This is a genomic window from Erwinia persicina (assembly GCF_014838825.1).
Classification (GTDB): domain Bacteria; phylum Pseudomonadota; class Gammaproteobacteria; order Enterobacterales; family Enterobacteriaceae; genus Erwinia; species Erwinia persicina_A.
On record NZ_JACYMO010000002.1, the window covers coordinates 31155 to 56717 of the forward strand.

Consider the following 25563-nt stretch of genomic DNA (forward strand, 5'->3'; position numbering starts at 1 on the left):
GCATTACGATGCCAGCATAGGGCCTAAAGGTCGGCCACCGACGAGATGCAGGTGGATGTGATAAACCTCCTGACCGCCATGTTTATTACAGTTCATGATCAGGCGGTAGCCGTCTTCGGCGATCCCTTCCTCTTTGGCGATTTTCGCCGCCACGGTGATCATCCGCCCCAGCGCCGCCTCGTGACCGGCCACCGCATCGTTTGCTGTCGCAATTAGCAGGTTGGGCACGATGAGGATGTGCGTGGGTGCCTGAGGGGCGATATCGCGAAACGCAGTGACCAGCTCATCCTGATAGACGATATTGGCCGGGATTTCACGGCGAATGATTTTACTGAAAATCGTTTCTTCAGCCATGCTATCTGTCCTTATGATCTTGCTATTCAAGTTAACGCAGTATGAGCGAGAAAATCGTTTTCTTTCAACCTGCAACTGACTTTTCTTTCTCCGACCGCGCGCGTTTACGCCATTTTTTCTGCCGGCCTGCCTCCCGGCGGCGCATTTATGTGCGCCACACCTAAAAATGAACCCTAAAACCTATAAAAACGAAACGCTGTTTTATAAATTTAGATATCGGGCATCCTGATAGCGGGAATTTTGCCACCGGATGCTCCGCTGCGGCAAAAATGACAAGGTTCAGCCACGACTAACGCTCTATTTTTTCAGCATCCGCCTGAGTTGTCCGGAACATGTGGTTCATTCCACCCCACAGCACAAGGAGTTTCCTGATGCGTACCCGTAAGATCGGACTGGCAAATTATCTTGCCTACGGCTCCGGTGATTTTCTTGGCGCCGGTACCACCGCGCTGACTGCCGCCTGGCTGCTCTATTTCTACACCACCTTCTGCGGCCTGACGCCGATTGAAGCAACCTTTATCTTTGCCCTTGCCCGGGTGCTGGATGCCATTATCAGCCCGCTGATGGGGTTTCTTACCGACAACTTTGGCAGCACGCGGCTGGGTAAGCGCTTTGGCCGCCGTAAGTTCTTTATCCTACTGGGTATCCCCGCTGTGTTTAGCTACAGCCTGATGTGGGTCGGCGATATGAGCTACCTGTGGTATCTGCTGACCTATCTGGCGTTCGACATCGTCTATACCATGGTGCTGGTGCCGTACGAAACGCTGGTCCCGGAAATGACCGACGATTTTAAGCAGAAAACCCGCTTCTCCGGTGCCCGCATTGCCCTTGCCCAGCTTTCGGCCATTCTTGCCGCCTTTCTGCCGGGCATTCTGCTGGGCATTTTTGGTAAGGACAATGCGGTATCGTTCTTCTATTCCAGCCTGGTATTTTCGACTCTGTGTGCCATTGTCCTGACCCTGGTGTGGTTCTTTACCTGGGAACGTCCGGCCGATGCCCTGTCGGAAGAGTCGAAGCGCGCTGAGGCCGAGCGAAAACAGCTGACGTTAGGCCAGAGCCTGAAACGCCTCTACGTTGAACTGGCCTCCACCCTGCGCATCCGTATTTTCCGCCAGCATCTCGGCATGTACCTCGGCGGCTATATTGCTCAGGACGTCTTTAACGCAGTCTTTACCTGGTATGTGGTCTTTGTGCTGATGCAGAGTGCCCAGCTGGCCTCGAATCTGATGGGGACCATGGCCGTGCTGCAGTTTATTGCGGTGATTGGCATGATCCCACTGTGCATCCGCATCGGGCCCGCCCCGGCCTATCGTCTGGTGGTGGTACTGTTTGCCGCCAGCGCCCTCTCTTACTGCCTGCTGTGGTATGCAGGGATGAGCAACAATCTGGCGCTGCTGGTGCTGATCTCAGCGGTCGCTGGCCTGGGACGTGGCGGTATTAACTATGTCCCCTGGAATATTTATACCTACATTGCGGATGTTGATGAAGCGATCACCGGCCAGCGCCGCGAAGGGATCTTTGCCGGGATCATGACGCTGACGCGCAAAGCCTCTCAGGCTGGTGCGGTGATGCTCGTGGGGATCGTTCTGCAACTCTCCGGCTTTGTTTCTGGCCGCGCAGAGCAGTTGCCGCAGGTCGGCCATACCATTGTGTGGATCCTCAGCCTCGGGACCCTGGCGATGCTGACGTTTGGCTTTATCATCTCCCTGCGCTTTAAGCTCAACCTCACCACTCATCAGATCCTGCGGGAAGAGACCATCAGGATGCGCGAGGCCGATGGCACGGTGCCGCAGCAGCTGACACCGCAGGCACGTTCCGTCGTGGAAACGCTGACGGGCATGCCTTACGAAAATCTCTGGGGTAACAACAATATTGGTTACCTCAATCGTCATAAACCTCAGGCGGCTGCGCTCACCGAGACACGCGCCGTTTTCCCCGCTATCCGACCTCAGGAGCACCAAGATGACAGTTTATCCGGTTAAGCACAGTGCGCTGCTACGCCAGCCCGACTTTCTGCTGCCACGCGCCGCGCTACAGCAGTTAATTACCCGCCTCAGCGACAATCTGGTCGGCATTACCGATGAAAGCGGTGAGTTTCTGCTGCGCCTGGATGATGGCCGGGTGATTGATACCAAAGGCTGGGCGGGCTGGGAGTGGACGCACGGCATCGGGCTGTACGGGATGTACCACTATTATCAGCAGACCGGCGACAGGCTAACGTTACAGCGCATTGATGACTGGTTCCGCACGCGACTGCAGGAGGGAACGCCGACGAAAAATGTGAATACGGTCTGTCCGTTTCTGACGCTGGCCTGTCGCTATGAAGAAACCGGCGACCCGACACTGCGCCCGGTGCTGGAGCGCTGGGCAGAGTGGGTGATGTATGAGATGCCGCGTACCGAGCACAATGGCATTCAGCATCTGGTTTATAACAGTGAAAACCACCAGCAGATGTGGGACGACACGCTGATGATGAGCGTGATGCCGCTGGCCAAAATCGGTCAGTTGCTCAACCGGCCGGAATTTGTCGAAGAAGCCACTTACCAGTTCCTGCTGCATACCCAGTATCTGATGGATCGTCAGACCGGACTGTGGTTCCACGGCTGGACGTTTGATGGTCATCATAACTTCGCCAATGCGCGCTGGGCGCGCGGTAACAGCTGGCTGACCATTGCCATTCCGGATTTTATTGAGCTGATGAACTGGCCGGAGCAGCACGCCACCCGCCGTTATCTGTTACAGGTGCTGGAAAGCCAGGTGAAAGCGCTGGCGGCGTGTCAGCATGAAAGCGGGCTGTGGCACACGCTGCTGGACGACCGCGACGCCTACCTTGAAGCCTCGGCCACGGCTGGCTTCGCCTACGGCATCCTGAAAGCCGTTCGCAAGCGCTACCTCTCCCGGGACTATTATCCGGTAGCAGAAAAAGCGCTGAAGGGCGTGATGGCACATATCAATGAGGACGGGGAATTAACCCAGGTTTCTTTCGGCACCGCCATGGGCAGCGACCTGGAATACTACCGCCAGATACCGCTGACCTCGATGCCCTATGGCCAGGCGATGGCGCTGCTGTGCCTGACAGAGTATCTGCGGGTCTATCTCTGAGGCATAAAAAAAGGGGCGCCTGCGCGCCCCTCCTTCGTGATGCTCATTCGTCATGCATTACGCATTACGCATGTAGTCATCCATATCGGTTTTCAGGTTATCGGACTTGGTGCCGAAAATAGCCTGAACGCCAGAACCTGCCACGACAACGCCTGCCGCACCCAGTTTCTTCAGTCCCGCCTGGTCAACTTTGCTCACATCCGCCACGCTGACGCGCAGACGAGTGATACAGGCATCCAGGTTAGTGATGTTTTCTTTACCACCGAACGCGGCCACCAGATTAGCCGCCATTTCACTGGCATTACCGGTCGTCTGCTCGCTGGTCGCGTCTTCACGGCCCGGGGTTTTCAGATCCAGTTTAGCAATCAGCACGCGGAAGATGGTGTAGTAAACCAGACCGTAAATGATCCCTACAATCGGGAACAGCCAGATTTTGCTGCTGTTACCGCTCAGGACGATAAAGTCGATCAGACCATGCGAGAAGCTGGTACCGTCGCGCATCCCTAACAGGATACAGATAGGGAACGCCAGGCCTGCCAGAATCGCGTGAATCGCATACAGGATCGGTGCCACAAACATGAACGAGAATTCAATGGGTTCGGTGATACCGGTCAGGAATGACGTCAACGCTGCGGAGATCATGATCCCGCCAACTTTGGCACGGTTTTCAGGTTTTGCTGAATGCCAGATAGCAATGGCTGCGGCTGGCAGACCGTACATTTTGAACAGGAAGCCGCCAGACAGTTTACCTGCCGTCGGGTCACCCGCCATATAGCGTGGGATATCACCGTGGAATACCTGACCCGCCGCATTGGTGAACTCACCAATCTGCATCTGGAAAGGAACGTTCCAGATATGGTGCAGGCCGAATGGCACCAGCGAACGCTCAACCACCCCGTAGATACCAAAAGCGACTACCGGGTTCTGATAGGCCGCCCACTGTGAGAACTCCTGAATCGCGGTACCAATCGGCGGCCAGACAAAGGAGAGTGCCACACCGAGGAAAATGGCGGTGAAGCCTGAAATGATGGGGACAAAACGTTTCCCGGCGAAGAAGCCCAGATACTCGGGCAGCTTGATACGGTAGAAGCGGTTAAACATATAGGCTGCGATGGAACCGGCAATAATGCCGCCCAGAACCCCGGTGTCAGCCAGGTGCTTCGCCGCAATTTCTTCGGCTGGCAGATGTAATACCAGCGGTGCCACGACTGCCATGGTTTTTACCATGATGCCGTAAGCTACCACGGCGGCCAACGCCGACACACCGTCGTTATTGGTAAAGCCCAGAGCCACACCGATCGCGAAGATCAGCGGCATGTTGGCGAACACCGACCCACCGGCTTCCGCCATCACATGTGAAACGACCGCTGGCAGCCAGTCGAAGTTGGCAGAACCAACGCCCAGCAGGATCCCCGCGATCGGCAGGACCGATACGGGCAACATCAGCGATTTACCGACCTTTTGCAGGTTCGCAAATGCATTTTTGAACATAGTCTAAAGCTCCTGAGTATGAGTGCTTTTCTTCGCGCTGTGCGCGTTGCAAGAGGGGGAGGTTCCTCTTACGGGTGGGGCAATTTATATGCCCTCGGTATTTATTACGAAGAGTAAAATAAATCCGTTCAAATTTGTTTGATGGCTATCACGTTTCGTTGAACGCGCACCATTTCCTGAGAAAAAGCGGCTCTGAATGGCCCCTTTTTTGCTCAAAAAAAAGGCAGAACCCGTTTTCATGGCGCTGCACTTTACGACTTTTAGCTATTAATTACGAGCTCTAAAAGAAATCCTGCGCGGTGAGTCAGTCCGTCAGACGTGACATCGGTACGTGGAACAGGCGGGAAAAGTTTTCCGTCGTCACCTGCGCCATCTGCTCAATGCTCACCCCTTTGACCACCGCCATATATTCCGCCACGTCGCGGGTATAAGCAGGCTGATTTTCTTTACCACGATGCGGTACCGGGGCCAGATACGGCGAGTCGGTTTCCACCAGCATGCGATCGAGCGGGACATAGCGCGCCGCTTCACGGATCTGCTCTGCATTACGGAACGTGGCAATTCCGGAGAACGAAATATAGAATCCCATATCCAGCAGCTTTTCCGCTGTCTGACGGTCTTCCGTAAAACAGTGCAGTACGCCGCCGCACTCTTCTGCTTTCTCTTCTTGCAGAATGGCCAGCGTGTCCTCACGGGCATCGCGGGTATGCACGATCACCGGTTTGTTCAGATCGCGGCCCACGCGAATATGTTCACGGAATGACGCCTGCTGGCGGGCCATCGTCTCCTTCTGATAGAAATAATCCAACCCGGTCTCCCCCATCGCGACAACGCGCGGGTGAGCAGCCAGCTCGCGCAGCTCCGCAAAGTCGTACGCCTCTTCCTGATTCAGAGGATGCACGCCGCAGGAGTAGGCCACACGGTCACGCTCACCGATCAGCTCAACCATTGCCTTGTAGCCCGGCAGGGTTGTGGCTACCGCCAGCATAAATTTCACATCACGCGCGGCCGCTTTTGCCAGCACATCGGACACGTCCTGATGCAGGGTTTCGTAGTTCAGGCCATCAAGATGGCAGTGTGAATCAACTAAAAACATAATGTACTCTCTAAAGCGGTGAAGCGGCTGAAGCCGGTTTAATCATTATTTCCCAGCTCAACAGCTGTTCAGTCAGTAACAGTTCGCGGTTAACGGCGACAACCGTTAACAGACGGTCACGGCAAATCATCCATTGCCGCAGGCTGGCATCGAGCGCACTGGCGGGAAGCATCCCGGCGATATGCATCACTTCACTCTGGCGATCAACATTGGTGATAAAGGAGGCACCGCCCTGTTGCCATTTCACCGCATCCACCAGTAATGAACAGAGCCAGCCTATGCGCTGCGCGACATTATCGTGGTGCAGCACCGGGAGCAGACTCAGCATATCGCCCTGCAGGGCAGCAGGCAGCGCCTGACAAAGCAGATCGCGCTGATGCCAGGTTTTTTCTTCCAGCAGCGTTAGCGCTGCCGCCGGCGCACCCGCCGACAGACGCAGCGCGGCAGCCCGTTCGTTCACCCCGGCAGGGCACTGTTTCTGTAACCATTGCAGGCTCTGCGCTTCATCCGGCGGTGCCAGATGCCACAGCAGACAGCGGCTGCGCAGCGTGGGCAGCAGCCGGGAGGGCTCACGGCTGCTGAGTAAAAACCAGGTATTCTTCGGCGGCTCCTCCAGGGTCTTCAGAAGGGCATTGGCTGCAGCCTCCGTCAGTTGCCCGGCATCCGGCAGCCAGACCACCTTTGCCCCACCCTGCTGGGCGTGATGATACAGCTTCTCGGTCACGCCACGAATAGCATCAACCCCGAGAGAACTCTTGCCCTTTTCCGCCTCCAGGCGATACCAGTCAGGGTGCGTTCCAGCCAGCATCAGCTGGCAGGCATGGCATTCCCCGCAGCTTTTCAGCCCCTCCGGACGCCTGCACATCAGCCAGCGGCTGATCCCCCAGACCAGCGCGTCATCGCCCATTCCCGCAAGGGCCTGTATCAGCAGTGCATGATGGCCACGCTGCTGTTGATGCTGACTGAGGATCTGTCGGTAGCTGTGATTCAGCCACGGATACCAGTTCATTGCTGTTCCTGTAACCACTGGCCAAGCGTCTGCTGCAGTGAGGCTGTCACCTGGGCCAGCGGCTGCGTGGCATCCACCGTTTTAATGCGGGGGTCGGCCGCGGCGAGTTGCAGATAGCGATCGCGGGTGCGGGTAAAGAAATTCAGGGACTCCTGTTCAATACGATCGAGTGCCCCGCGCGCCCTCGCGCGCTGCAGGCCAATCTCCGGCGTCACATCCAGATACAGCGTCAAATCCGGGGCGAAATCGCCCAGCACCGCCTGCTTCAGGCTGTTCATCAGCCCGGTATCCATCTGCCGCCCGCCGCCCTGATAGGCCTGCGAAGAGAGATCGTGGCGGTCACCCACCACCCAGGCACCCCGCGCCAGTGCGGGTTTGATGACGTTTTCCACCAGTTGAACGCGTGCGGCATACAGCATCAGCAGTTCGGCGCGATCGGTAACCGGTTCATCACTGATCCCCTGCTTGATCAGCTCACGCAGTTTTTCCGCGAGCGGAGTACCGCCGGGTTCGCGGGTGAAAACAATGTCGTTAATGCCATGGCGCTGAAGTTCGCTGACTACCGCATCACGGGCGGTGGTTTTCCCTGCGCCTTCCAGACCTTCAATAACGATAAATTTACTGTTCATTTTTTTCCTTCATCGCCAGGCGATAGACCTGCACGGCTTTATTATGGCTGGCCAGATTAGTGGTAAAGGTATGTCCCCCTTTCCCATCGGCCACAAAATAGAGGAAGTTGGTCTTATCGGGATGTGCAGCGGCAGCCAGCGAGGCTTTACCCGGCATGGCGATTGGACCCGGCGGCAGTCCGTTGATGGTATAGGTATTATACGGCGTCGGCGTTTCCAGATCTTTACGCGTCAGGGTGCCCTTGTAGCTTTCACCCATGCCATAGATAACGGTCGGATCGGTTTGCAGACGCATTCCAAGGCGCAGCCGGTTGATAAAGACCGAGGCAACACGGGTGCGTTCGGCGCTGACAGCCGTCTCTTTTTCAATGATCGAGGCCATAGTCAGCATATCATTTTTACTTTTATACGGCAGGTTATCCATTTTTCCCTGCCACTCGCTGTCCACCAGACTGACCATGCGGTCGTGGGCGCGTTTCAGCAGCGCGACGTCGGTGGTGTTCGCCGTGTAGAGATAGGTATCAGGGTAGAACCAGCCTTCGACCTCCGCCTGTTCCCCTTCCAGCTTTAGCGCTGATGCCACGCTGGCCAGTTTGTCATCTGGCAGGGTGTGTTTAATATAGGGCGCCTTACGCAGCTGGCTCAGCCACTCCTGCATCCGCGTCCCCTCCACGAAGCGCAGTGGGAATTGCGCCTCCTTTCCACTCGCCAGCAGGGCCAGCATTTCGCGAACGGTCATCTCCGGAGTAAAGCGGTAGGTCCCGGCTTTAAATTTTGCCAGATCGGGCTCCAGTTTCAGCAGTACGCCAAACCACGGGCCCGGTTGCACTATATGCTTCGACTCAAGCTGAGCTTCCAGCACCACGCGGCCTGATCCCGCCGGCAGGGTGAATATCGTTTCCCTGTCCACAGTTAACCGGGAATCGGCAAACTGGCGCGTCTGCCAGTAGCCATAAGCCACCGCCAGCAGCACGACGGCCAGTAGCACCACAATAATCTTTCGGAGTGTAGTCATAACGATCCCGCGTCATTCAAAAGGGTGGTTGAGCAGATTAAACAGCTGCCGGGAGGAGTAACACCACTCCTCAGCCTGGTAAACTGGCAGGACGGGCATCAGGGCATTGGTGATCAGCACTTCTTCTGCAGCGGCCAGCACGTCTATTTTTACGCGCACTTCTTTCAACGTAAAGCCCAGTTGAACGACCTGCTGCATAACCCGCTGACGCTGAATACCGTTCACCCCGGATGCACTGAGATCGGGGGTAAACACCTGATTTCCCGTACGCCAGAATAAATTAGCCGCACAGCATTCCACCAGCATGGCGTCACTGTCAAGCACCAGTGCCTCATCGGCGGTAGTCTGCTCAAGCTCTGTACGGATCAAGACCTGTTCAAGGCGATTAAGATGTTTGATACCGGCAAGGTGCGGGTTTTTACCCAACCTGACGCTGCTGAGCGCCAGCCTGACGCCGCGCTCGCGCAGCACATGATAGTGTGCCGGGTAATCAGCAAGAGAAATCACCCGCGTGGGCTGGCAGCATCCCGCCGTGCTGTAGCCGCGCCCTCCGCTGCCGCGCGTCAGGATCACTTTCAGCACACCATCATCCCGGGTGGCCGCCGCGCCGATCATTTCACTTTCCAGCCGCTGCCAGTCTACATCGCCGATCTTCAGTCGTTCACAGCCCTGCTGTAAACGCGAAAGATGGGCTTCAGTCCGCTGGATCTTGCCCTGATGGATACGGGCCGTTGTGAAACAACCATCACCAAACTGCACTGCGCGGTCGCGGGCTGCAATACTGTCCCGCCGTTCACCGTTGACCCAAACCATGATCGCTCTCCGTTATCGTCCTCTGCCAAGACTACCTGCCAATCCCGCCAGAATCATCTGATTGTCTCATCCAACTCACCATAAAAAAAAGGCCCGCACGGTGCGGGCCTTTCAGTCGGTCGAGCAAACTCAGATCTTACGGAAAATCAGCGACCCGTTGGTGCCGCCGAAGCCGAAGGAGTTACACAGCGTGTACTCCAGACCTTTGGTCTGACGTGCCGTATGCGGAACGAAATCCAGGTCACAGCCTTCGTCCGGGTTATCCAGGTTTATGGTCGGAGGGACCACCTGGTCACGCAGAGCAAGAATGGAGAAGATCGACTCTATCGCGCCCGCCGCCCCTAACAGGTGACCGGTCATGGATTTCGTCGAGCTGACCATCACGCTGTTAGCGCTGGCACCAAAGACCGATTTCACGGCCTGGGTCTCCGCTTTATCACCGGCCGGCGTTGAGGTGCCGTGTGCGTTGATATAGCCGATTAGCTCCGGAGAGAGTTGCGCATCTTTCAGCGCGTTCACCATCGCCAGGGCCGCGCCTGCACCGTTTTCCGGCGGCGAAGTCATGTGATAAGCATCGCTGCTCATGCCAAAACCAACGATTTCCGCGTAGATTTTTGCACCGCGTTTTTTCGCATGCTCATACTCTTCCAGCACCACCAGGCCTGCACCGTCACCCAGTACAAAGCCGTCACGATCTTTGTCCCAGGGACGGCTTGCCGCCGCCGGGTTGTCGTTGCGGGTTGAAAGCGCACGTGCCGCACCAAAGCCACCCACACCCAGCGGGGTACTGGCTTTTTCAGCACCACCGGCCAGCATGACATCGGCATCGTTATACGCAATGATACGCGCAGCATGACCAATGTTATGCACGCCAGAAGTACAGGCAGTGGCGATGGAGATACTTGGGCCTTTCATGCCAAACATGATCGTCAGGTGACCTGCAATCATGTTAACAATGGTCGACGGAACAAAGAACGGGCTGATTTTACGTGGGCCACCGTTCACCAGTGAGGTGTGGTTTTCTTCGATCAGTCCAAGACCGCCAATGCCGGAGCCAATAGCGGCCCCAATACGGTCAGCGTTCTCTTCGGTGATTTCCAGGCCGGAATCCTGCATGGCCTGAATGCCAGCGACAATCCCATATTGGATGAACGCGTCCATCTTGCGCTGATCTTTGCGCGAGATGAATTCATCACAATCAAAATCTTTTACTAAGCCAGCAAAACGCGTTGCGTAGGCACTAGTATCAAAATGGTCGATGAGGCTGATGCCACTCTGACCGGCAACAAGAGCATTCCAGGTGGACTCTACGGTATTGCCGACAGGAGACAACATGCCAAGACCAGTCACAACTACACGACGCTTAGACACGTTCGTCCTCCAGGGAGGGAAAAGTTGACACTGTGTGGGACGTTCAGAAAAAACTCAGGCGGTCGAATGACCGCCTGGAGATGCTCACTTATGCCTGGTGACCATTGATGTAATCAATAGCAGCCTGAACGGTAGTGATTTTCTCAGCTTCTTCGTCCGGAATCTCGGTGTCGAACTCTTCTTCCAGAGCCATTACCAGCTCAACGGTATCAAGAGAATCAGCGCCCAGATCTTCTACAAAAGAGGCAGTATTAACAACTTCTTCCTGCTTAACGCCCAGCTGCTCGCCAATGATTTTCTTAACGCGTTCTTCGATAGTGCTCATACTATTAAATTTCCTATCAAAACTCGCTTTCGCGATGGTTTTCGTAGTGTATAAAATGTTGAAAAAGATGCAACTAAATCCCGGCTGGTCCAACCACGATTTTACGCTATTTTGCGGCCTTAACCCCAAATAACGCAAATATTTTTCGTGATTTTCAGACCATGTACATTCCGCCATTGACGTGCAGCGTCTCACCAGTGATGTACGCTGCCTCGTCAGAGGCTAAAAATGCAACGGCATTGGCGATTTCCTGCGCGCCGCCGAGGCGACCTGCAGGGACTTCCGCCAGAATGCCCGCACGCTGATCTTCGCTCAGTGCACGCGTCATGTCGGTTTCAATAAAACCAGGTGCCACGACGTTAACAGTAATGCCACGGGACGCGATTTCGCGCGCCAGTGACTTGCTAAAGCCAATCAAACCCGCTTTTGCTGCCGCGTAGTTTGCCTGACCCGCATTACCCATTGTTCCAACGACGGAGCCAATGGTAATAATTCGACCCGCGCGTTTTTTCATCATGGCACGCATTACCGCTTTTGACAGACGGAATACTGAAGTCAGATTGGTGTCCAGGATATCCTGCCACTCGTCATCCTTCATGCGCATCAGAAGATTATCACGCGTGATGCCTGCATTATTGACTAAAATGTCCACTTCGCCAAATTCGGCGCGAATATTTTCCAACACGCTCTCAATCGAAGCAGAATCGGTCACATTCAGCAGCAGGCCTTTACCGTTATCACCCAGATAGGTACTGATAGCGTCGGCACCGCTTTGGCTGGTCGCAGTTCCCACCACTTTGGCACCGCGTGCCACCAGGGTTTCTGCAATCGCACGGCCGATCCCACGGCTTGCACCGGTGACCAGCGCGATTTTACCTTCGAAGTTCATGTTTATCTCCGTGTTATTGTTCCAGCGCCGCTGACAGGCTGGCCTGGTCGTTTACCGCCGCCGCCGTCAGGGTGTCAACAATACGTTTCGTCAGCCCGGTCAACACTTTACCTGGACCCACTTCCAGCAGTGACGTCATGCCCTGCGCGGCCATAAATTCGACACAACCGGTCCAGCGTACCGGATTATACAGCTGACGCACCAGCGCACTGCGAATCGCTTCCGGTGATGTCTCGCACTTCACATCAACGTTATTGACCACCGGGAAGGCCGGGGCGTTGAACGTCAGTGCATCCAGCGCTGCGGCTAATTTGTCTGCGGCAGGCTTCATCAGCGCACAGTGTGACGGTACGCTGACAGGCAGCGGCAGTGCGCGCTTAGCGCCGGCGGCCTTACAGGCAGCACCCGCACGCTCAACGGCTTCTTTGTTTCCCGCAATCACTACCTGGCCCGGTGAGTTAAAGTTCACCGGCGAGACAACCTGCCCCTGAGCCGACTCTTCACAGGCTTTGGCGATGGACGCATCGTCCAGGCCAATAATAGCCTGCATGGCCCCCGTCCCTTCCGGAACGGCTTCCTGCATCAGTTTGCCGCGCAGTTCAACCAGCTTAATCGCATCAGTAAACGCAATGACACCTGCACAAACCAGCGCACTGTACTCACCCAGGCTGTGCCCTGCAAGCATTGACGGCGCTTTTCCGCCTTTTTCCTGCCAAACGCGGAAAATGGCAACAGAAGCAGCCAGCAAAGCAGGCTGAGTTTGCCATGTTTTGTTCAATTCTTCCGCAGGGCCCTGTTGCACCAGTTGCCAGAGATCGTAACCCAGTGCGTCCGAAGCTTCACGGAAGGTTTTCTCTACAATCGGGTTGGCTGCCGCCAGATCGGCCAGCATGCCTTGCGTTTGCGATCCCTGCCCCGGGAAGACCATTGCAAATTGCGTCATTGTGATTTCCTGTTAATTAAAAGCGAACCAGTGCAGAACCCCAGGTGAACCCGCCACCAAAAGCTTCCAGCAGAATTAACTGACCACGCTGAATACGGCCATCACGTACCGCTTCATCAAGGGCAGTCGGCACCGACGCGGCCGAGGTATTGCCATGACGATCGAGTGTCACCACCACTTTATCCATGTCCATGCCCAGTTTGCGGGCCGTGGCGCTGATAATACGCAGATTGGCCTGGTGCGGTACCAGCCAGTCGATCGACGAACGATCGAGCTTGTTGGCTTCCAGCGTCTCATCGACGATATGTGCCAGTTCAGTGACCGCGACCTTGAACACTTCGTTACCCGCCATGGTGACATACGCCGGCTGGTCCTGGTTTGCACGATCCTGATTCGGCAGCGTCAGCAGCTGGCCATAGCGTCCATCAGCGTGAAGATGCGTAGAGATAATCCCCTGCTCTTCGCTCGCCCCCAGCACAACAGCGCCTGCGCCATCACCAAACAGAATGATGGTACCGCGATCGTTCGGGTCAAGCATGCGGGCCAGCACATCTGCACCGATGACCAGGGCGTGTTTCACCGCACCGTTCTTGATGTACTGATCGGCCACGCTAAGTGCATAGGTAAACCCTGCACAAGCCGCCGCAAGATCGAATGCCGCCGCATCGTCAATCTCCAGCATCTGCTGGATCATGCAGGCTGAACTGGGGAAGGCATGGCTGGAGGAGGTTGTTGCCACCACGATCAAACCGATATCATTTTTATCGATACCGGCCATTTCCAGCGCGCGCTCAGCGGCGTGGAAGCCCATGGTCGCCACGGTTTCATCCAGGCCTGCGATACGACGTTCACGAATGCCAGTACGGGTGACAATCCACTCGTCTGACGTTTCCACCATTTTTTCCAGATCGGCGTTAGTCCGCACCTGCTCGGGCAAATAGCTGCCCGTACCGATAATCTTCGTATACATGTACGCTCAGTCACTCTTAGGTAATACAGCTTGAAGGCGGGCAGCAATCCGCTCGGGAACTTGCCGCCGCACCGCCTGCTCTGCCTGTTGGATCGCTACCGTAAATGCGCGTTGATTCGCTGCACCGTGGCTCTTAATTACGGTACCGCGTAACCCTAACAGACAGGCGCCATTGTACTGGTCGGGGTTGAGATGGCCGAATTTCTTCGCCAGGCGCTTCTGGATCCAGCGCCCCAGTAACCTCAACCACCAGGCCTTCTTTTTACCTTCGCCCTGTGATTTCAACAGCGAAAGAAACATTCTTACCACGCCTTCCATCGTTTTCAACGTGACGTTGCCGACAAAGCCATCGCAAACAAGCACGTCTGTTTTACCGGTAAGAAGATCGTTGCCTTCAAGGTATCCAATATAGTTAAGTTCTGGCGTTGCGCGCAGAATCGCCGCGGCATCACGGATCGAACTTAACCCTTTGGTCTCTTCCTGACCAATATTTAACAATGCCACTCGTGGCCGCTGGATAGCTAAAACTTCTTCAGCCATCACCGCACCCATAACGGCAAATTGCACCAGCATCGCACTGTCTGAGTCAACGTTAGCACCCAGATCCAGTACCACGGTTTTACCCTGATGCTGATGCGGTAACACGGTCATTAACGCCGGGCGAACAATGCCGTCCAGCGGTTTTAATAATAATTTAGCCAGCCCCATCAGTGCGCCGGTATTGCCTGCGCTGATGCAGGCCTGCGCCTGCCCCTCTTTCACCTGCTCCAGCGCAATGCGCATGGAGGTTCCGCGACTGGCGCGGATCGCCTGTGAAGGCCTGGCATCACTGGCAATAACCGATTCGGCAGGAATGATCTGCAGACGCGCCCTGAGGGCAGAATCAGCTTTGGCAAGTAATGACGTGATGGTGTCGGGGTCACCGACCAGAAGGAGATGCAGATGCGGATTAGATTCCAGTGCCTGCAGTGATGCAGGCACTGTCACGCAGGGACCGAAGTCCCCGCCCATGGCATCTATCGCCAGGGTCAACCGTGTCAAAGTAGCGCCGCGAACCGCGGAATTACTTAACGATGACCTTGCGACCGCGGTAGTAACCATCCGCAGTGATGTGGTGACGCAGATGCGTTTCGCCAGAAACTTTATCTACGGAAAGTGCTGCTGTGGTCAGCGCATCGTGTGAACGACGCATGCCACGTTTGGAACGGGTTGGTTTATTCTGTTGTACGGCCATGGACCTTACTCCTATTACTTACGCTTTAAACTGGCTAATACGGCAAATGGATTTGGCTTTTCTGCCTCTGCAGGCAACTTGCCAAAGACCATGTCCGCCTCGGACACTTCACAGTGTTCAGAATCATGCACCGGAACGACAGGCAGGGCGAGAATGATTTCATCCTCCACCATTGCCAGCAGATCGGTTTCGCCAAACTCGTTGACGTTGATCGGCTCGTACGCTTCCGGCAGTGCTTCGGCCTGTTCGTCAGTGACGACCGGGCTGAAACAGTACGATACGTGGACGTGCTGTGGAAATGTCTTGTTGCAGCGTTGGCAGCACAGCGTCACAGAGACTTCGGCCGTACCTTTCAGTACTGCCAGACGCTGTTCGTCAATCGCGAACGACATGACACATTCTACATCACTGTCCACACTCACTACCGACTCAGCAATCCGCTCAACCTGTTCAGGGGTGTAAACACCCTGGTAGTCCAGGCGTTTTTGAGCGGTACGAGCCGCATCGAGAGTCAGGGGTAATTTTACCTTTTGCATAGGGCGCGCATATTAACTTTGTAACGACATAGAGTCAAAGAAAAAGGCCGTATTACGGCATCTTTCACCCATCATTCGCATCCAGTGCGGCGCATAGTTTAAAATGCCTGCCACTGATTCGCTATCTATTATGGAAAAAATAATGCGACAACTGGTATTAGCCTCAACGTCGGATTACCGAAAAGCTTTATTAGCCAAGCTGGAACTGCCCTTTATTACCGCTGCCCCCGAGGTCGATGAAACTCCACTGGCGAATGAAGATGCCACGCAGTTAGTGGTCAGACTGGCCGCCGCTAAAGCCCGGGCGCTGGCAGAACGTTATCCCGACCACCTGATTATCGGTTCCGATCAGGTCTGCGTAGTGGCCGGGAAAATTTGCGGGAAGCCGCATACCGAAACCCGGGCCCGGGAGCAACTGCGCGCCGCCAGCGGTCACAGCGTGGTGTTCTATACCGGCCTGGCACTCTGTGACAGCCGCGACGGCTCATTGCAGGTGGTGTGTGAACCCTTCAGCGTGGATTTCCGCACGCTGACCGAGGGCGAGATTGCCACTTACGTGAGTAAGGAGCAGCCGCTGAACTGTGCCGGAAGTTTTAAAAGTGAGGGGCTCGGCATTACGCTGTTCGACCGCCTGTCCGGACGTGACCCGAATACGCTGGTCGGTCTGCCGCTGATCGCCCTGTGCGATATGCTGCGGGCCGCAGGCGTGGATCCGCTGACGGCATTATAAGGAAGAAAAGGAACAGGACGGCCGGGGCCGTCCATAACGGCTTACAGCGGAAGCGTAGTTTTACGTAAAACCGCCAGGCAACGCTTCAGTTCGTCATCCAGCGGTGCCTCTACCCGCATCACTTCGCCCGTGCCGGGGTGGGTGAAACGCAACGCAGCGGCGTGGAGGAACAGGCGTTTAAGGCCGGTGCCTTTTAGCTGCTGGTCAAACTCCTCTTCACCGTAGCGGTCGTCAAAGGCGATAGGATGCCCGGCATGTAAGGTGTGTACGCGAATCTGATGCGTGCGTCCTGTCACCGGGCTGGCTTTCACCAGCGTTGCCACCGCATAGCGCTCTTCCACCTTAAACAGCGTTTCTGACGGTTTACCTTCACTGTTAACCTTGACGATACGTTCACCGCTTTGCAGGATATTTTTCAGTAAGGGAGCCCGCACGGCTTTCACATGTGAAGGCCACTGCCCGCGAACCAGGGCGAGGTAATCTTTCTGCATGCCCTTTTCTCGCAGCTGTTCATGCAGCGAACGCAGCGCAGATCGCTTCTTGGCCACCAGCAGAATACCGGAGGTGTCGCGATCCAGGCGGTGTACCAGCTCCAGGAAACGGGCATCGGGGCGCAGAGCACGTAATCCTTCAATCACCCCGAAGCTGAGGCCACTTCCTCCGTGCACGGCGGTGCCGGACGGTTTGTTCATCACCAGAATATGTTCGTCTTCAAAGACAATAGCCTGTTCCAGCGCAGCGACCTTCGCCAGCTTCGGTGACAGATTATCATCCTCACGTTCCGCGACCCGCACGGGGGGGATGCGCACCTCATCCCCGGCTTCCAGCTTATATTCCGGTTTGATGCGTTTCTTGTTCACCCGCACTTCGCCTTTACGCAAAATGCGATAAATCATACTTTTCGGCACCCCTTTAAGATGGGTACGCAAAAAGTTATCGATACGTTGTCCTGCCTCATCGGCAGAAATGGCAATAAAATGTACGGCTGGAGTATTGGTTTTCATGGTTGGCGATTCTAAATAGTGCGCTGTGATAGCGCCACCTCTTTTTCTGTGCTTAACTGACGGAGACGGTTACCGCAGGAAGTTGTGACCGGTTTTTAGACAATCTGCTGAAAAGCACTGCAATACGTTCTAAAAGCTGAGAGAAACTTCTCAACGCGGATAAAGTCACCTTGCGATCACCGCCTTAGCAATGGAATAATATCTCCGTTTTTTACGCTAAGACTTGTGAATGCAAGGGAATAGATAGCGTACACCCCTTTGATTTCGTGTTGCAGCGAGGCAGCAGGCGAAATAAACCCTGGAAACGGACATAAGTCGGTATCCGCGGCGAATAAGAGCAGCTAACAGGGCTGTGGCTCGGAAGATTAAGGGTGAGAAATTTTGCAGGATAGCGCATACACGCAGCAATGGCGTAAGACGTATTGTGCAATCAGGCATTTAGCGGGCTGCGGGTTGCAGCCTGGACGATAAAACGGGATTGGTTCACCTGGTATCCTTACTGGCGGTTCCCCCCACAAATGCGCTGTTTTTCCATATGTAAAACAGGCTACCGAGTATTTGCGCCCCTTTAGCTGCTGACAACCGGGAGGTTGACGGCTTTGCGATGAGACACGGGGTCATCGGTTTCTGACGTCCAGCGTTACTTTGCCCGCAGCTTTGTCACTAATGTAAGAATAATGAGTAAGTTACGATGAAAAGAATGTTGATAAACGCAACTCAACAAGAAGAGTTGCGTGTCGCCCTCGTTGACGGACAACGTCTGTACGATCTGGATATTGAAAGCCCTGGACACGAACAGAAAAAAGCCAACATCTACAAAGGCAAGATCACCCGCATTGAACCCAGCCTTGAAGCCGCATTTGTTGATTACGGCGCTGAACGGCACGGTTTCCTACCTCTGAAAGAAATTTCCCGCGAATACTTCCCTGCTAACTATAACGCCCATGGTCGTCCAAACATTAAGGATGTACTGCGTGAAGGTCAGGAAGTCATCGTCCAGATCGATAAAGAAGAACGTGGCAATAAAGGCGCAGCCCTGACCACCTTTATCAGTCTGGCAGGGAGCTATCTGGTTCTGATGCCAAACAACCCACGAGCCGGCGGTATTTCACGTCGTATCGAAGGGGATGACCGCACCGAACTGAAAGAGGCCCTTTCCGCTCTGGAACTGCCAGACGGCATGGGTCTGATTGTCCGCACCGCAGGCGTAGGCAAGCAAGCTGATGCGCTGCAGTGGGATCTGAGCTTCCGTCTGAAGCATTGGGAAGCCATTAAAAAAGCCGCTGACAGCCGCCCTGCGCCGTTCCTGATCCATCAGGAAAGCAACGTGATTGTCCGTGCCTTCCGTGATTACCTGCGCCAGGACATCGGCGAAATCCTGATCGATAACCCGAAAGTGCTTGAGCTGGCTCGTCAGCATATCGCCGCCCTGGGCCGTCCGGATTTCAGCAGCAAAATTAAACTGTACACCGGTGAAATCCCGCTGTTCAGTCATTACCAGATCGAATCGCAGATTGAATCTGCCTTCCAGCGCGAAGTGCGTCTTCCTTCCGGCGGCTCGATTGTTATCGACTCCACCGAAGCGCTGACCGCCATTGACATCAACTCTGCACGCGCCACGCGCGGCGGCGACATTGAAGAAACGGCGTTTAACACCAACCTTGAAGCCGCTGACGAAATTGCCCGCCAGCTGCGCCTGCGTGACCTGGGTGGCCTGATCGTTATCGACTTTATCGATATGACACCCGTCCGTCACCAGCGTGCGGTAGAAAACCGCCTGCGCGAAGCCGTGCGTCAGGATCGTGCCCGTATTCAGATCAGCCATATCTCTCGCTTCGGCCTGCTGGAAATGTCGCGTCAGCGCCTCAGCCCGTCGCTGGGTGAGTCCAGCCATCACGTTTGCCCGCGCTGTAGCGGCACCGGCACCATCCGTGATAACGAATCTCTTGCACTGTCCATTCTGCGTCTGATTGAAGAAGAAGCGCTGAAAGAGAACACCAAAGAAGTGCATGCCATCGTGCCTGTCCAGGTTGCCTCTTACCTGCTGAACGAGAAGCGTGAAGCCGTCAGTGCCATTGAAAAACGCCAGGGTGGCGTCAAAGCAATTATCGTCCCTAACGATAATATGCAGACACCACACTACTCGGTGCTGCGCGTTCGCACCGGCGAAGAAACGCAGACACTCAGTTACCATCTGCCTAAACTGCACGAAGCCGAAATGGCGCTGCCTTCTGAAGAAGAGCACGCCGAGCGCAAGCGCCCTGAGCAGCCTGCCCTCGCCGCCTTCGTCATGCCTGATGCGCCACCAGCGCCACAGGAAGAAACCGCAGAAGTGGCCGTGACTCAGCCGGTTGCACAACTACAGGTCAAAGCCCCTGCCGCCGCTGCGCAGCCGGGTCTGGTCAGCCGCTTACTCAGCGGGCTGAAAAAGCTGTTTGCTGCCGAAGAGAAACCGGCTGAACAGCCTCAGCCGCCGGTTGCAGAAGAAAAACCGACCGAAGCAGCCACCCCAGCGCGTGGTGAACGTCGCAATAACCGCCGTCAGAACAACAACCGTCGCGACCGCAACGGCGAGCGTAATGAACGTTATGGCGATCGTAACGAACGCAACGGCGAGCGTAGCGACCGCAATGGCGAACGTAACGACCGCAATGGCGAACGTAACGACCGCAACGGTGAACGTAACGACCGCAACGGCGAACGTAACGACCGCAACGGTGAACGTAACGACCGCAACGGTGAACGTAACGACCGCAACAGTGAGCGTAATACCGACCGCAGCAGTGAGCGTAATACCGACCGCAGCAGTGAGCGCACCGAGCGCGCCCCGCGCGAACGCAATAACGAAGGCCGTGACGACCGTCGTAACAACAAGCGCAACGCGCCGCAGAATGATGCCCGCAGCGAGCGTATGGTGCCGGATGAGTTTGAACGCAGCGAAACCACGCCGGCTCGTCCGCCGCGTCAGGAGCGTCAGCGTCGTCGTCCTGGTCAGAACCAGGAAGAAAAGCGCCCGGTTGTGCAGGAAGAGCCGATCGTTGAGCCGCTGATTGAAACCGCTGAGAATCTGGAAGAGCAGGAAGAGAACGTACAGGTCATGCCGCGTCGTAAGCCGCGCCAGTTGAACCAGAAGGTGCGTATCGAAACCGCTGAACAGACCGCAGCCCGCTCGTTTGACACTGAAGAAACGGCCCCGGCTGAACAGCCTGTCGCCAGCGAAACCGTGGCCGAAGTGGCAGACGGTGACGATCGCGATGGCAACAACATGCCACGTCGTTCACGTCGTTCACCGCGCCACCTGCGCGTGAGTGGCCAGCGTCGTCGTCGTTACCGTGATGAGCGCTACCCAACACAGTCACCGATGCCGCTGGCTAATGCTGCTGCATCACCAGAAATGGCTTCCGGTAAAGTATGGGTGTCTTACCCGGTAGCACAGGGCAGCGATCACGAAACGCATGAAGAACCTGGCCATTCTGTGGTTCCTGCTTACGGCCACGCTGACGTTGATGCGCCACAGGCCGTAGCAGCCGCAGACAGCATCATCAGCGCGAAGGATGAAAACCATGAACCCGCTGTTGTCGCTCCTGTTGCAGAAGCTTCTGCAATTGAAGCTCCGGCAGCAGAACAGGCAGCCCCTGTGCAGCTTGCGGAACCCCAGCCTGAAAATCTGCCAGAAATCACTCCGGTGATCGCGGAAGAGACGTCGGCCATCGATGCACCGGTAAGTGAAGAGCCGGCCGTCATCTCTTCTGCTGATGAAGCTGTCGCAGAAGAGACCGCTGCCGCGTCTGTTTCGGCAGACGACGTTCAGACAGAACCGGCCTTCGTTGCCGTTGATGCCGTGGCTGAAATCGTTGAAGAAGCGAAGCAGGCTGCACCTGAGCAGCAGGCAGCCGAGATTGCTCACGCCGCGCCGGTTGAAGTCAGCGACGCGCTTGAGCAGCAGGTTGCTGAAGTGCTTCATGCACCGGAAGTGGCAGCGGAACCCGTTGTTACTCAGGAACCGCATGCGCCTGTCCCTGCCCGCGATGAACCTGTCGCTGAAGCAGAGACACCTGTCGCGGCTGAACCTGTTGTTAACGCACCGGTTGTTACTGAAACGGCTCAGGCTGAAATCGTGCCCGCTGCACAACCGGCTCAGAGCAACTTCAAGCTGCATGCCACGGCACCGATGACAAAAGCACCGGCTCCGGCTTACCAGCCAGAGACCCCACCTCAGAGCGACTGGGTGCGTCCGGACTTTAACTTTGAAGGTAAGGGATCTGCTGGCGGCCACGCGGCGACCCACCAGGCGACGGCTCCGGCCACGCGTCCTTAATACCGGATAAAGCGTCAATCAGGCCCTGACCTCTGGTCAGGGCTTTTTTTATGCCCTCACTTCACTGAATACCTTTTTCTCTGTTTCACCTTCCCCCCGGGCTGTGGCAGAGTGGCTGTCCTGTTTTCAACCCAAAGGCTGACAGCGTGACCGTTAAAAATATTCTCCTCACCGGCGCAAGTGGGCGCATCGGGCGTACCTTTTTCAATGCCATGAAGGAGAGCTGGCGCTTCGTACTGACCGACCTTAGCCTGCCGGCTTACGATGTACCTTCTCCGCACCGGTTTATTCCAGCTGACCTCTCGCTGCCGGGGGTGGCTGCCGAGCTGTTGCGCGGAGAGACGTTTGATGCGGTGATTCATCTGGCCGGCATTCCCGATGCCGGTGCGGCTTTCGAAGACCTGCTGCCCGCCAATATTTTATCTACGACTTACCTGCTTGAAGCCGTGTCGCATACCCCCTGCCCGCGCTTTATTTTTGCCAGCAGCGCACAGACTATCGAAGGGTATCCTGAAGACGTGCAGATCCACCCGGGTATGGCGGTGGCTCCGGCCAATTTATACGGCGTGACGAAATGCTACGGGGAAGCACTCTGCTCCTTTTACGCCACTCAGCGCGGCATAAGCTGCGTGGCACTGCGGATAGGGGCATTTGAAACCCGCTGCCCCAGCAACCTGAAAAACGCCAGAGACTACAGCGCCTGGCTCAGTCCGGAGGATGGCGTCAGGCTGCTGACCGCAGCGGTAACGGCAGAAAATATTACGTTCTTTATTGGCTACGGGATCTCAGATAACCGGTTTAAACGATTTGATCTGAGTCAGACTCGCGAGGTGCTGGGCTATCAGCCCCGGGATAATGCTTTCAGCGAATTTGTCCCGGAACAGTCGATCTTTTAACGGCGGCAAAAAAAACCCGCTGCCAACAGAGAGCTGTCGGCAGCGGGACAAACTGAACGTACCCGGTTAAAGCACGTTCAAATTCTGATGTCAGATTATCGATTCAAACTAAACAGTGACAGCTTGGACATCTGCTGGAATACGGTATAGGACGCCTGCAGGGCGGCCTGCTGCATGGTGTAACTGGAAATGGTTTCGGTCGTATCTGCGCCGATCAGTCCGCTGACCTTATTTTTCAGACTGAGCGTGGTGTCATCCCCTTTCGCATCCAGTTTCCCCAGTTCATCAAGATTGGTACCAATCTGTGCACGAACCGCTGACACGTTTTCCTGCGCATTGCGCAGTCCGCGGTTGGCTTTACCCATATTAAGGGCCTCGGCATCCACCGCCGCCTGGTCGGCATTTTCCAGCGGGACCTTCAGCGATTTGATCGCCGTATCCAGAATGGTAAAGATATTACTTTCACTGGCCGTACCGTCAGGCTCTTTCACCGCGCTGCTGGTGAGTGAGTCGAATATCTGCGCACCGGTGTGGTTGATGATCAGCGTACGGCTGGCATCCACCTTCTGGGAAATGGGTGTATCCCCGCCCTGATAAGTGGTGTTTCCGTTCGCATCCGTCACAAACGGTGGCGTATCGCTTTCATAACCGGCAAATACATAACGGCCATTGCCGTCGGTGCTGTTGGCCAGGTTCAGCATCTGTGCACGAATCCCTTCTAACTGCGTCGCATAAGAGGCGCGGTCTGTGTCAGATAAGATACCGTTGGATGCAGCCACTACCGTAGTCTGCGCGCTGATGATAACGTCCACCGCCTGTTTCAGCGTGGTATCTTCCGTCGACTGGTTCTGTGTGGCAAACACGCGCGCCGTTTTGTACTGGGCGGTTTCCGCCTGAGCCTGGGACACTACCACCGCCTGCGCTGCGGCCACCGGATCGTCCGACGGTCGGTTCACCCGGTTGCCGGTCGCGAGCTGTTCACCCACTTTCAGCCAGCTCGCCTGAGAAGTCTGGATGCCGCGCATCTGCTGGTCATAGATCATGCCGGTACTGAGTCGCATGGTATTAATTCCTCTGCAATAAATTAGCTGACAGCACTAATCAGTGACTGAAAAATGGTGGAAGCGGTCTGCAATACCTGGGCATTGGCCATGTAGTACTGCTGATAGCGCGTCAGATTCGAATACTCTTCATCGAGGTTAACCCCGGAAACCGACTGCTGCTGGTTGGTCAGCTGCGTTACCACGGCCGTCTGGGTCTTACTGGTGGTTTGCAGCGTACTGGTTTTGTTACCCACCTCAGCCACCAGGCTGGCGTAACCCTGCGTCAGGGTGCTCTTACCGTTGATCACGTTCGCGGTCTGCAAGGCCAGCAGCTTTTGCACATTCTCATTGTTGCTCGCGCCCCCCGTCGAACTGGCGGCAGCCAGCTCAGACTCCTTGGTCACCAGCACGCTCATGTCACTGACTACACTTGCAACCGGCTTGATGGTAAAGCTGTCTTTACTGGCGGGCAGCTGGTCATACGCAACGGAAAGACCGTCAAATGACAGCGTCTTCGCCGTAGCATCAACGGTTACCGTTGACTTGGTGTTATCCGACAGACGGGTCGCCGTCCAGTTAGTGCCGTCGTAACTGACAGAGTAATCAGACGCCTGCACCTTAGTGGTATCACTCCACGTGGCCGTCAGGGACGCGCCACCGGTATTGTTGGTGTTAGCCAGTACAGAAGGCTTGCCAAGACTGAAGAAAGCGCCGCCGTCCTCGCCCTGGCTATCTTTGCCCTGCATATGCTGGGCGTTAAAGCTGGTACCCAGCGCCATCGCCAGCTGGCCGACCTGATTGCGTGCGCCGTCAAGATCGCTGCGGAACGCCAGCAGGCCACCCAGTGAACCGGTGGTGATCAGCTTTTCAGAGAACTGCGTTTTTGCGCCCGTAGCCGGATCGACGGTGGCGAGTGTGGTACGCGCCGGATCGGCGCTGGACGGCACCGCCGCCAGCTGGCTGTAGGTGTCACCCTGCACCAGGGAGATACCGTTGCCGATGGAGATATTGTAACTGCCGCCATTCTGCTGGCTGACATTCACCCCCACCAGCTTATTCAGCTCACTGACCAGCTGATCGCGCTGATCCAGTAAATTATTCGGTTCGCTGCCCGCACCAGCGCCCTTCAGCTTAGTGATCTGCTGATTAACGTTCGCGATCTGTTTGGCGTAGTTATTAATCTGGTCGACAGTTGCCTTCACCGAGGTGTTCACGCTGCTGTCGAGATTCGATAAATAGGTATCGGTCACCTGGAACTGATTCACCAGTCCCTGCGCTTTGCCGATGACGGCCTGGCGCGCAGAGGAGTCGCTGGCATTGCTGGACAGCGTCTGCAGCGAGCTGAAAAAGTCCTGAATATTGGTCGACAGCGTATTCGTGGTGCTGGAAAAGATGTCATCAAGACTGGAGATCTGACCGTACTGGGTAGTGATCGCGCTGGACTGTGCGCTGGCCGCACGCAGCTGGTTGGTGATGAACTGATCGTATTCGCGATAGACTGTCGAGACATTCGCCCCGTTGCCGTAATAATTGTTACCGCTCAGGGTACTGTTCGCCTGAGCCAGCACGGTGGTCTGGCGTGAATAACCGGTAACGGCATAGTTAGTGATGTTGTTACTGGTGGTATTCAGCGCGGCGGATGCGGCGCTTAACCCGCTCATTGCGGTATTAATTAAGTTTGCCATTTCGGTTCCTTGTTAACCGGCAACTGCGAGCCAGCATTGACGAATCATTTGCCGGAAGCGGGTTAACCCCATCCGGCCTGAAAAGGTTATCGGTTAAATCGGGGTAAACT

General features: G+C 55.7%; 23 protein-coding genes. 5 read left to right on the top strand and 18 right to left on the bottom strand.

Annotated elements, in window-relative coordinates:
• Positions 1–3: 3 nt before the first annotated feature.
• A complete protein-coding gene (gene hinT, locus IFU29_RS06190; RefSeq protein WP_191933167.1) occupies positions 4–354 on the bottom strand; it encodes a purine nucleoside phosphoramidase in 351 nt (116 codons plus the stop codon).
• A gap of 371 nt (positions 355–725) precedes the next feature.
• Between hinT and IFU29_RS06195 the strand changes: the two genes are divergently transcribed.
• Positions 726–2336, top strand: coding sequence for an MFS transporter (locus tag IFU29_RS06195; protein ID WP_191933168.1), 1611 nt, complete (start codon positions 726–728; stop codon positions 2334–2336).
• Positions 2317–3456 (top strand): beta-galactosidase BglB, encoded by a 1140-nt coding sequence (bglB, locus tag IFU29_RS06200; RefSeq protein WP_191933169.1) that lies wholly within the window; start codon positions 2317–2319, stop codon positions 3454–3456. Before IFU29_RS06195 ends, bglB begins: the two co-directional genes overlap by 20 nt.
• Before the next feature lie 57 nt (positions 3457–3513).
• Here the strand turns inward: bglB and ptsG are convergent, their stop codons facing one another.
• The 14 genes from ptsG to yceD form a co-directional block, all read right to left on the bottom strand.
• A complete protein-coding gene (gene ptsG / locus IFU29_RS06205) occupies positions 3514–4947 on the bottom strand; it encodes a PTS glucose transporter subunit IIBC (protein WP_191933170.1) in 1434 nt (477 codons plus the stop codon).
• A gap of 304 nt (positions 4948–5251) precedes the next feature.
• Positions 5252–6043 carry a metal-dependent hydrolase gene (locus IFU29_RS06210; RefSeq protein ID WP_191933171.1) on the bottom strand — a complete coding sequence of 264 codons (792 nt, stop codon included), beginning with the start codon at positions 6041–6043 and terminating at the stop codon, positions 5252–5254.
• A gap of 10 nt (positions 6044–6053) precedes the next feature.
• Positions 6054–7052 carry a DNA polymerase III subunit delta' gene (gene holB, locus IFU29_RS06215; protein WP_191933172.1) on the bottom strand — a complete coding sequence of 333 codons (999 nt, stop codon included), beginning with the start codon at positions 7050–7052 and terminating at the stop codon, positions 6054–6056.
• Positions 7049–7681 (bottom strand): dTMP kinase, encoded by a 633-nt coding sequence (gene tmk / locus IFU29_RS06220; RefSeq protein ID WP_191933173.1) that lies wholly within the window; start codon positions 7679–7681, stop codon positions 7049–7051. Before tmk ends, holB begins: the two co-directional genes overlap by 4 nt.
• Positions 7671–8696, bottom strand: a complete 1026-nt coding sequence (gene yceG, locus IFU29_RS06225; RefSeq protein ID WP_191933174.1) for a cell division protein YceG — start codon at positions 8694–8696, stop codon at positions 7671–7673. The genes tmk and yceG overlap by 11 nt, the downstream gene beginning before the upstream one ends.
• Positions 8697–8708: 12 nt before the next feature.
• Positions 8709–9509, bottom strand: a complete 801-nt coding sequence (gene pabC, locus IFU29_RS06230) for an aminodeoxychorismate lyase (protein ID WP_191933175.1) — start codon at positions 9507–9509, stop codon at positions 8709–8711.
• Between the two features lie 129 nt (positions 9510–9638).
• Complete coding sequence (fabF, locus tag IFU29_RS06235; RefSeq protein WP_191933176.1) at positions 9639–10880, bottom strand: beta-ketoacyl-ACP synthase II; 1242 nt, start codon at positions 10878–10880, stop codon at positions 9639–9641.
• 88 nt (positions 10881–10968) lie between these two features.
• A complete protein-coding gene (gene acpP / locus IFU29_RS06240; RefSeq protein ID WP_004157115.1) occupies positions 10969–11205 on the bottom strand; it encodes an acyl carrier protein in 237 nt (78 codons plus the stop codon).
• 154 nt (positions 11206–11359) lie between these two features.
• Positions 11360–12094, bottom strand: coding sequence for a 3-oxoacyl-ACP reductase FabG (gene fabG, locus IFU29_RS06245; protein ID WP_062743729.1), 735 nt, complete (start codon positions 12092–12094; stop codon positions 11360–11362).
• 13 nt (positions 12095–12107) lie between these two features.
• Positions 12108–13037: an ACP S-malonyltransferase gene (gene fabD / locus IFU29_RS06250; RefSeq protein WP_191933177.1), complete on the bottom strand. Its 930-nt coding sequence runs from the start codon at positions 13035–13037 to the stop codon at positions 12108–12110.
• A 16-nt stretch (positions 13038–13053) separates the two neighbouring features.
• Complete coding sequence (locus tag IFU29_RS06255) at positions 13054–14007, bottom strand: beta-ketoacyl-ACP synthase III (RefSeq protein WP_191933178.1); 954 nt, start codon at positions 14005–14007, stop codon at positions 13054–13056.
• A 6-nt stretch (positions 14008–14013) separates the two neighbouring features.
• Entirely contained in the window at positions 14014–15048 is a 1035-nt protein-coding gene (plsX, locus tag IFU29_RS06260; RefSeq protein WP_191933179.1) for a phosphate acyltransferase PlsX, read from the bottom strand.
• A 22-nt stretch (positions 15049–15070) separates the two neighbouring features.
• Complete coding sequence (gene rpmF, locus IFU29_RS06265; protein WP_003849870.1) at positions 15071–15241, bottom strand: 50S ribosomal protein L32; 171 nt, start codon at positions 15239–15241, stop codon at positions 15071–15073.
• Between the two features lie 14 nt (positions 15242–15255).
• Complete coding sequence (yceD, locus tag IFU29_RS06270) at positions 15256–15777, bottom strand: 23S rRNA accumulation protein YceD (RefSeq protein ID WP_062743733.1); 522 nt, start codon at positions 15775–15777, stop codon at positions 15256–15258.
• A 142-nt stretch (positions 15778–15919) separates the two neighbouring features.
• Between yceD and IFU29_RS06275 the strand changes: the two genes are divergently transcribed.
• Entirely contained in the window at positions 15920–16507 is a 588-nt protein-coding gene (locus IFU29_RS06275) for a Maf family protein (RefSeq protein WP_191933180.1), read from the top strand.
• Between the two features lie 41 nt (positions 16508–16548).
• Here the strand turns inward: IFU29_RS06275 and rluC are convergent, their stop codons facing one another.
• Positions 16549–17511, bottom strand: coding sequence for a 23S rRNA pseudouridine(955/2504/2580) synthase RluC (gene rluC, locus IFU29_RS06280; RefSeq protein ID WP_191933181.1), 963 nt, complete (start codon positions 17509–17511; stop codon positions 16549–16551).
• 691 nt (positions 17512–18202) lie between these two features.
• Between rluC and rne the strand changes: the two genes are divergently transcribed.
• The gene (rne, locus tag IFU29_RS06285; RefSeq protein WP_191933182.1) at positions 18203–21829 is read left to right on the top strand and encodes a ribonuclease E; all 3627 of its coding nucleotides are present in this window, start codon (positions 18203–18205) and stop codon (positions 21827–21829) included.
• Positions 21830–21975: 146 nt separating this feature from the next.
• Positions 21976–22725: an NAD-dependent epimerase/dehydratase family protein gene (locus IFU29_RS06290; protein ID WP_191933183.1), complete on the top strand. Its 750-nt coding sequence runs from the start codon at positions 21976–21978 to the stop codon at positions 22723–22725.
• Positions 22726–22820: 95 nt separating this feature from the next.
• Here IFU29_RS06290 and flgL read toward each other — a convergent pair whose 3' ends face one another.
• On the bottom strand, positions 22821–23786 hold the full coding sequence (gene flgL / locus IFU29_RS06295) for a flagellar hook-associated protein FlgL (RefSeq protein ID WP_191933184.1): 966 nt from the start codon (positions 23784–23786) through the stop codon (positions 22821–22823).
• A 23-nt stretch (positions 23787–23809) separates the two neighbouring features.
• A complete protein-coding gene (gene flgK, locus IFU29_RS06300; RefSeq protein ID WP_191933185.1) occupies positions 23810–25453 on the bottom strand; it encodes a flagellar hook-associated protein FlgK in 1644 nt (547 codons plus the stop codon).
• Positions 25454–25563: the final 110 nt, after the last annotated feature.

Excerpts from the sequence above, each read along its gene's own strand:
- hinT (WP_191933167.1), bottom strand. The coding sequence starts at position 354 with ATGGCTGAAGAAACGATTTTCAGTAAAATCATTCGCCGTGAAATCCCG.
- IFU29_RS06195 (WP_191933168.1), top strand. The coding sequence starts at position 726 with ATGCGTACCCGTAAGATCGGACTGGCAAATTATCTTGCCTACGGCTCC.
- bglB (WP_191933169.1), top strand. The coding sequence starts at position 2,317 with ATGACAGTTTATCCGGTTAAGCACAGTGCGCTGCTACGCCAGCCCGAC.
- ptsG (WP_191933170.1), bottom strand. The coding sequence starts at position 4,947 with ATGTTCAAAAATGCATTTGCGAACCTGCAAAAGGTCGGTAAATCGCTG.
- IFU29_RS06210 (WP_191933171.1), bottom strand. The coding sequence starts at position 6,043 with ATGTTTTTAGTTGATTCACACTGCCATCTTGATGGCCTGAACTACGAA.
- holB (WP_191933172.1), bottom strand. The coding sequence starts at position 7,052 with ATGAACTGGTATCCGTGGCTGAATCACAGCTACCGACAGATCCTCAGT.
- tmk (WP_191933173.1), bottom strand. The coding sequence starts at position 7,681 with ATGAACAGTAAATTTATCGTTATTGAAGGTCTGGAAGGCGCAGGGAAA.
- yceG (WP_191933174.1), bottom strand. The coding sequence starts at position 8,696 with ATGACTACACTCCGAAAGATTATTGTGGTGCTACTGGCCGTCGTGCTG.
- pabC (WP_191933175.1), bottom strand. The coding sequence starts at position 9,509 with ATGGTTTGGGTCAACGGTGAACGGCGGGACAGTATTGCAGCCCGCGAC.
- acpP (WP_004157115.1), bottom strand. The coding sequence starts at position 11,205 with ATGAGCACTATCGAAGAACGCGTTAAGAAAATCATTGGCGAGCAGCTG.
- fabG (WP_062743729.1), bottom strand. The coding sequence starts at position 12,094 with ATGAACTTCGAAGGTAAAATCGCGCTGGTCACCGGTGCAAGCCGTGGG.
- fabD (WP_191933177.1), bottom strand. The coding sequence starts at position 13,037 with ATGACGCAATTTGCAATGGTCTTCCCGGGGCAGGGATCGCAAACGCAA.
- IFU29_RS06255 (WP_191933178.1), bottom strand. The coding sequence starts at position 14,007 with ATGTATACGAAGATTATCGGTACGGGCAGCTATTTGCCCGAGCAGGTG.
- rpmF (WP_003849870.1), bottom strand. The coding sequence starts at position 15,241 with ATGGCCGTACAACAGAATAAACCAACCCGTTCCAAACGTGGCATGCGT.
- yceD (WP_062743733.1), bottom strand. The coding sequence starts at position 15,777 with ATGCAAAAGGTAAAATTACCCCTGACTCTCGATGCGGCTCGTACCGCT.
- IFU29_RS06275 (WP_191933180.1), top strand. The coding sequence starts at position 15,920 with ATGCGACAACTGGTATTAGCCTCAACGTCGGATTACCGAAAAGCTTTA.
- rluC (WP_191933181.1), bottom strand. The coding sequence starts at position 17,511 with ATGAAAACCAATACTCCAGCCGTACATTTTATTGCCATTTCTGCCGAT.
- rne (WP_191933182.1), top strand. The coding sequence starts at position 18,203 with ATGAAAAGAATGTTGATAAACGCAACTCAACAAGAAGAGTTGCGTGTC.
- flgL (WP_191933184.1), bottom strand. The coding sequence starts at position 23,786 with ATGCGACTCAGTACCGGCATGATCTATGACCAGCAGATGCGCGGCATC.
- flgK (WP_191933185.1), bottom strand. The coding sequence starts at position 25,453 with ATGGCAAACTTAATTAATACCGCAATGAGCGGGTTAAGCGCCGCATCC.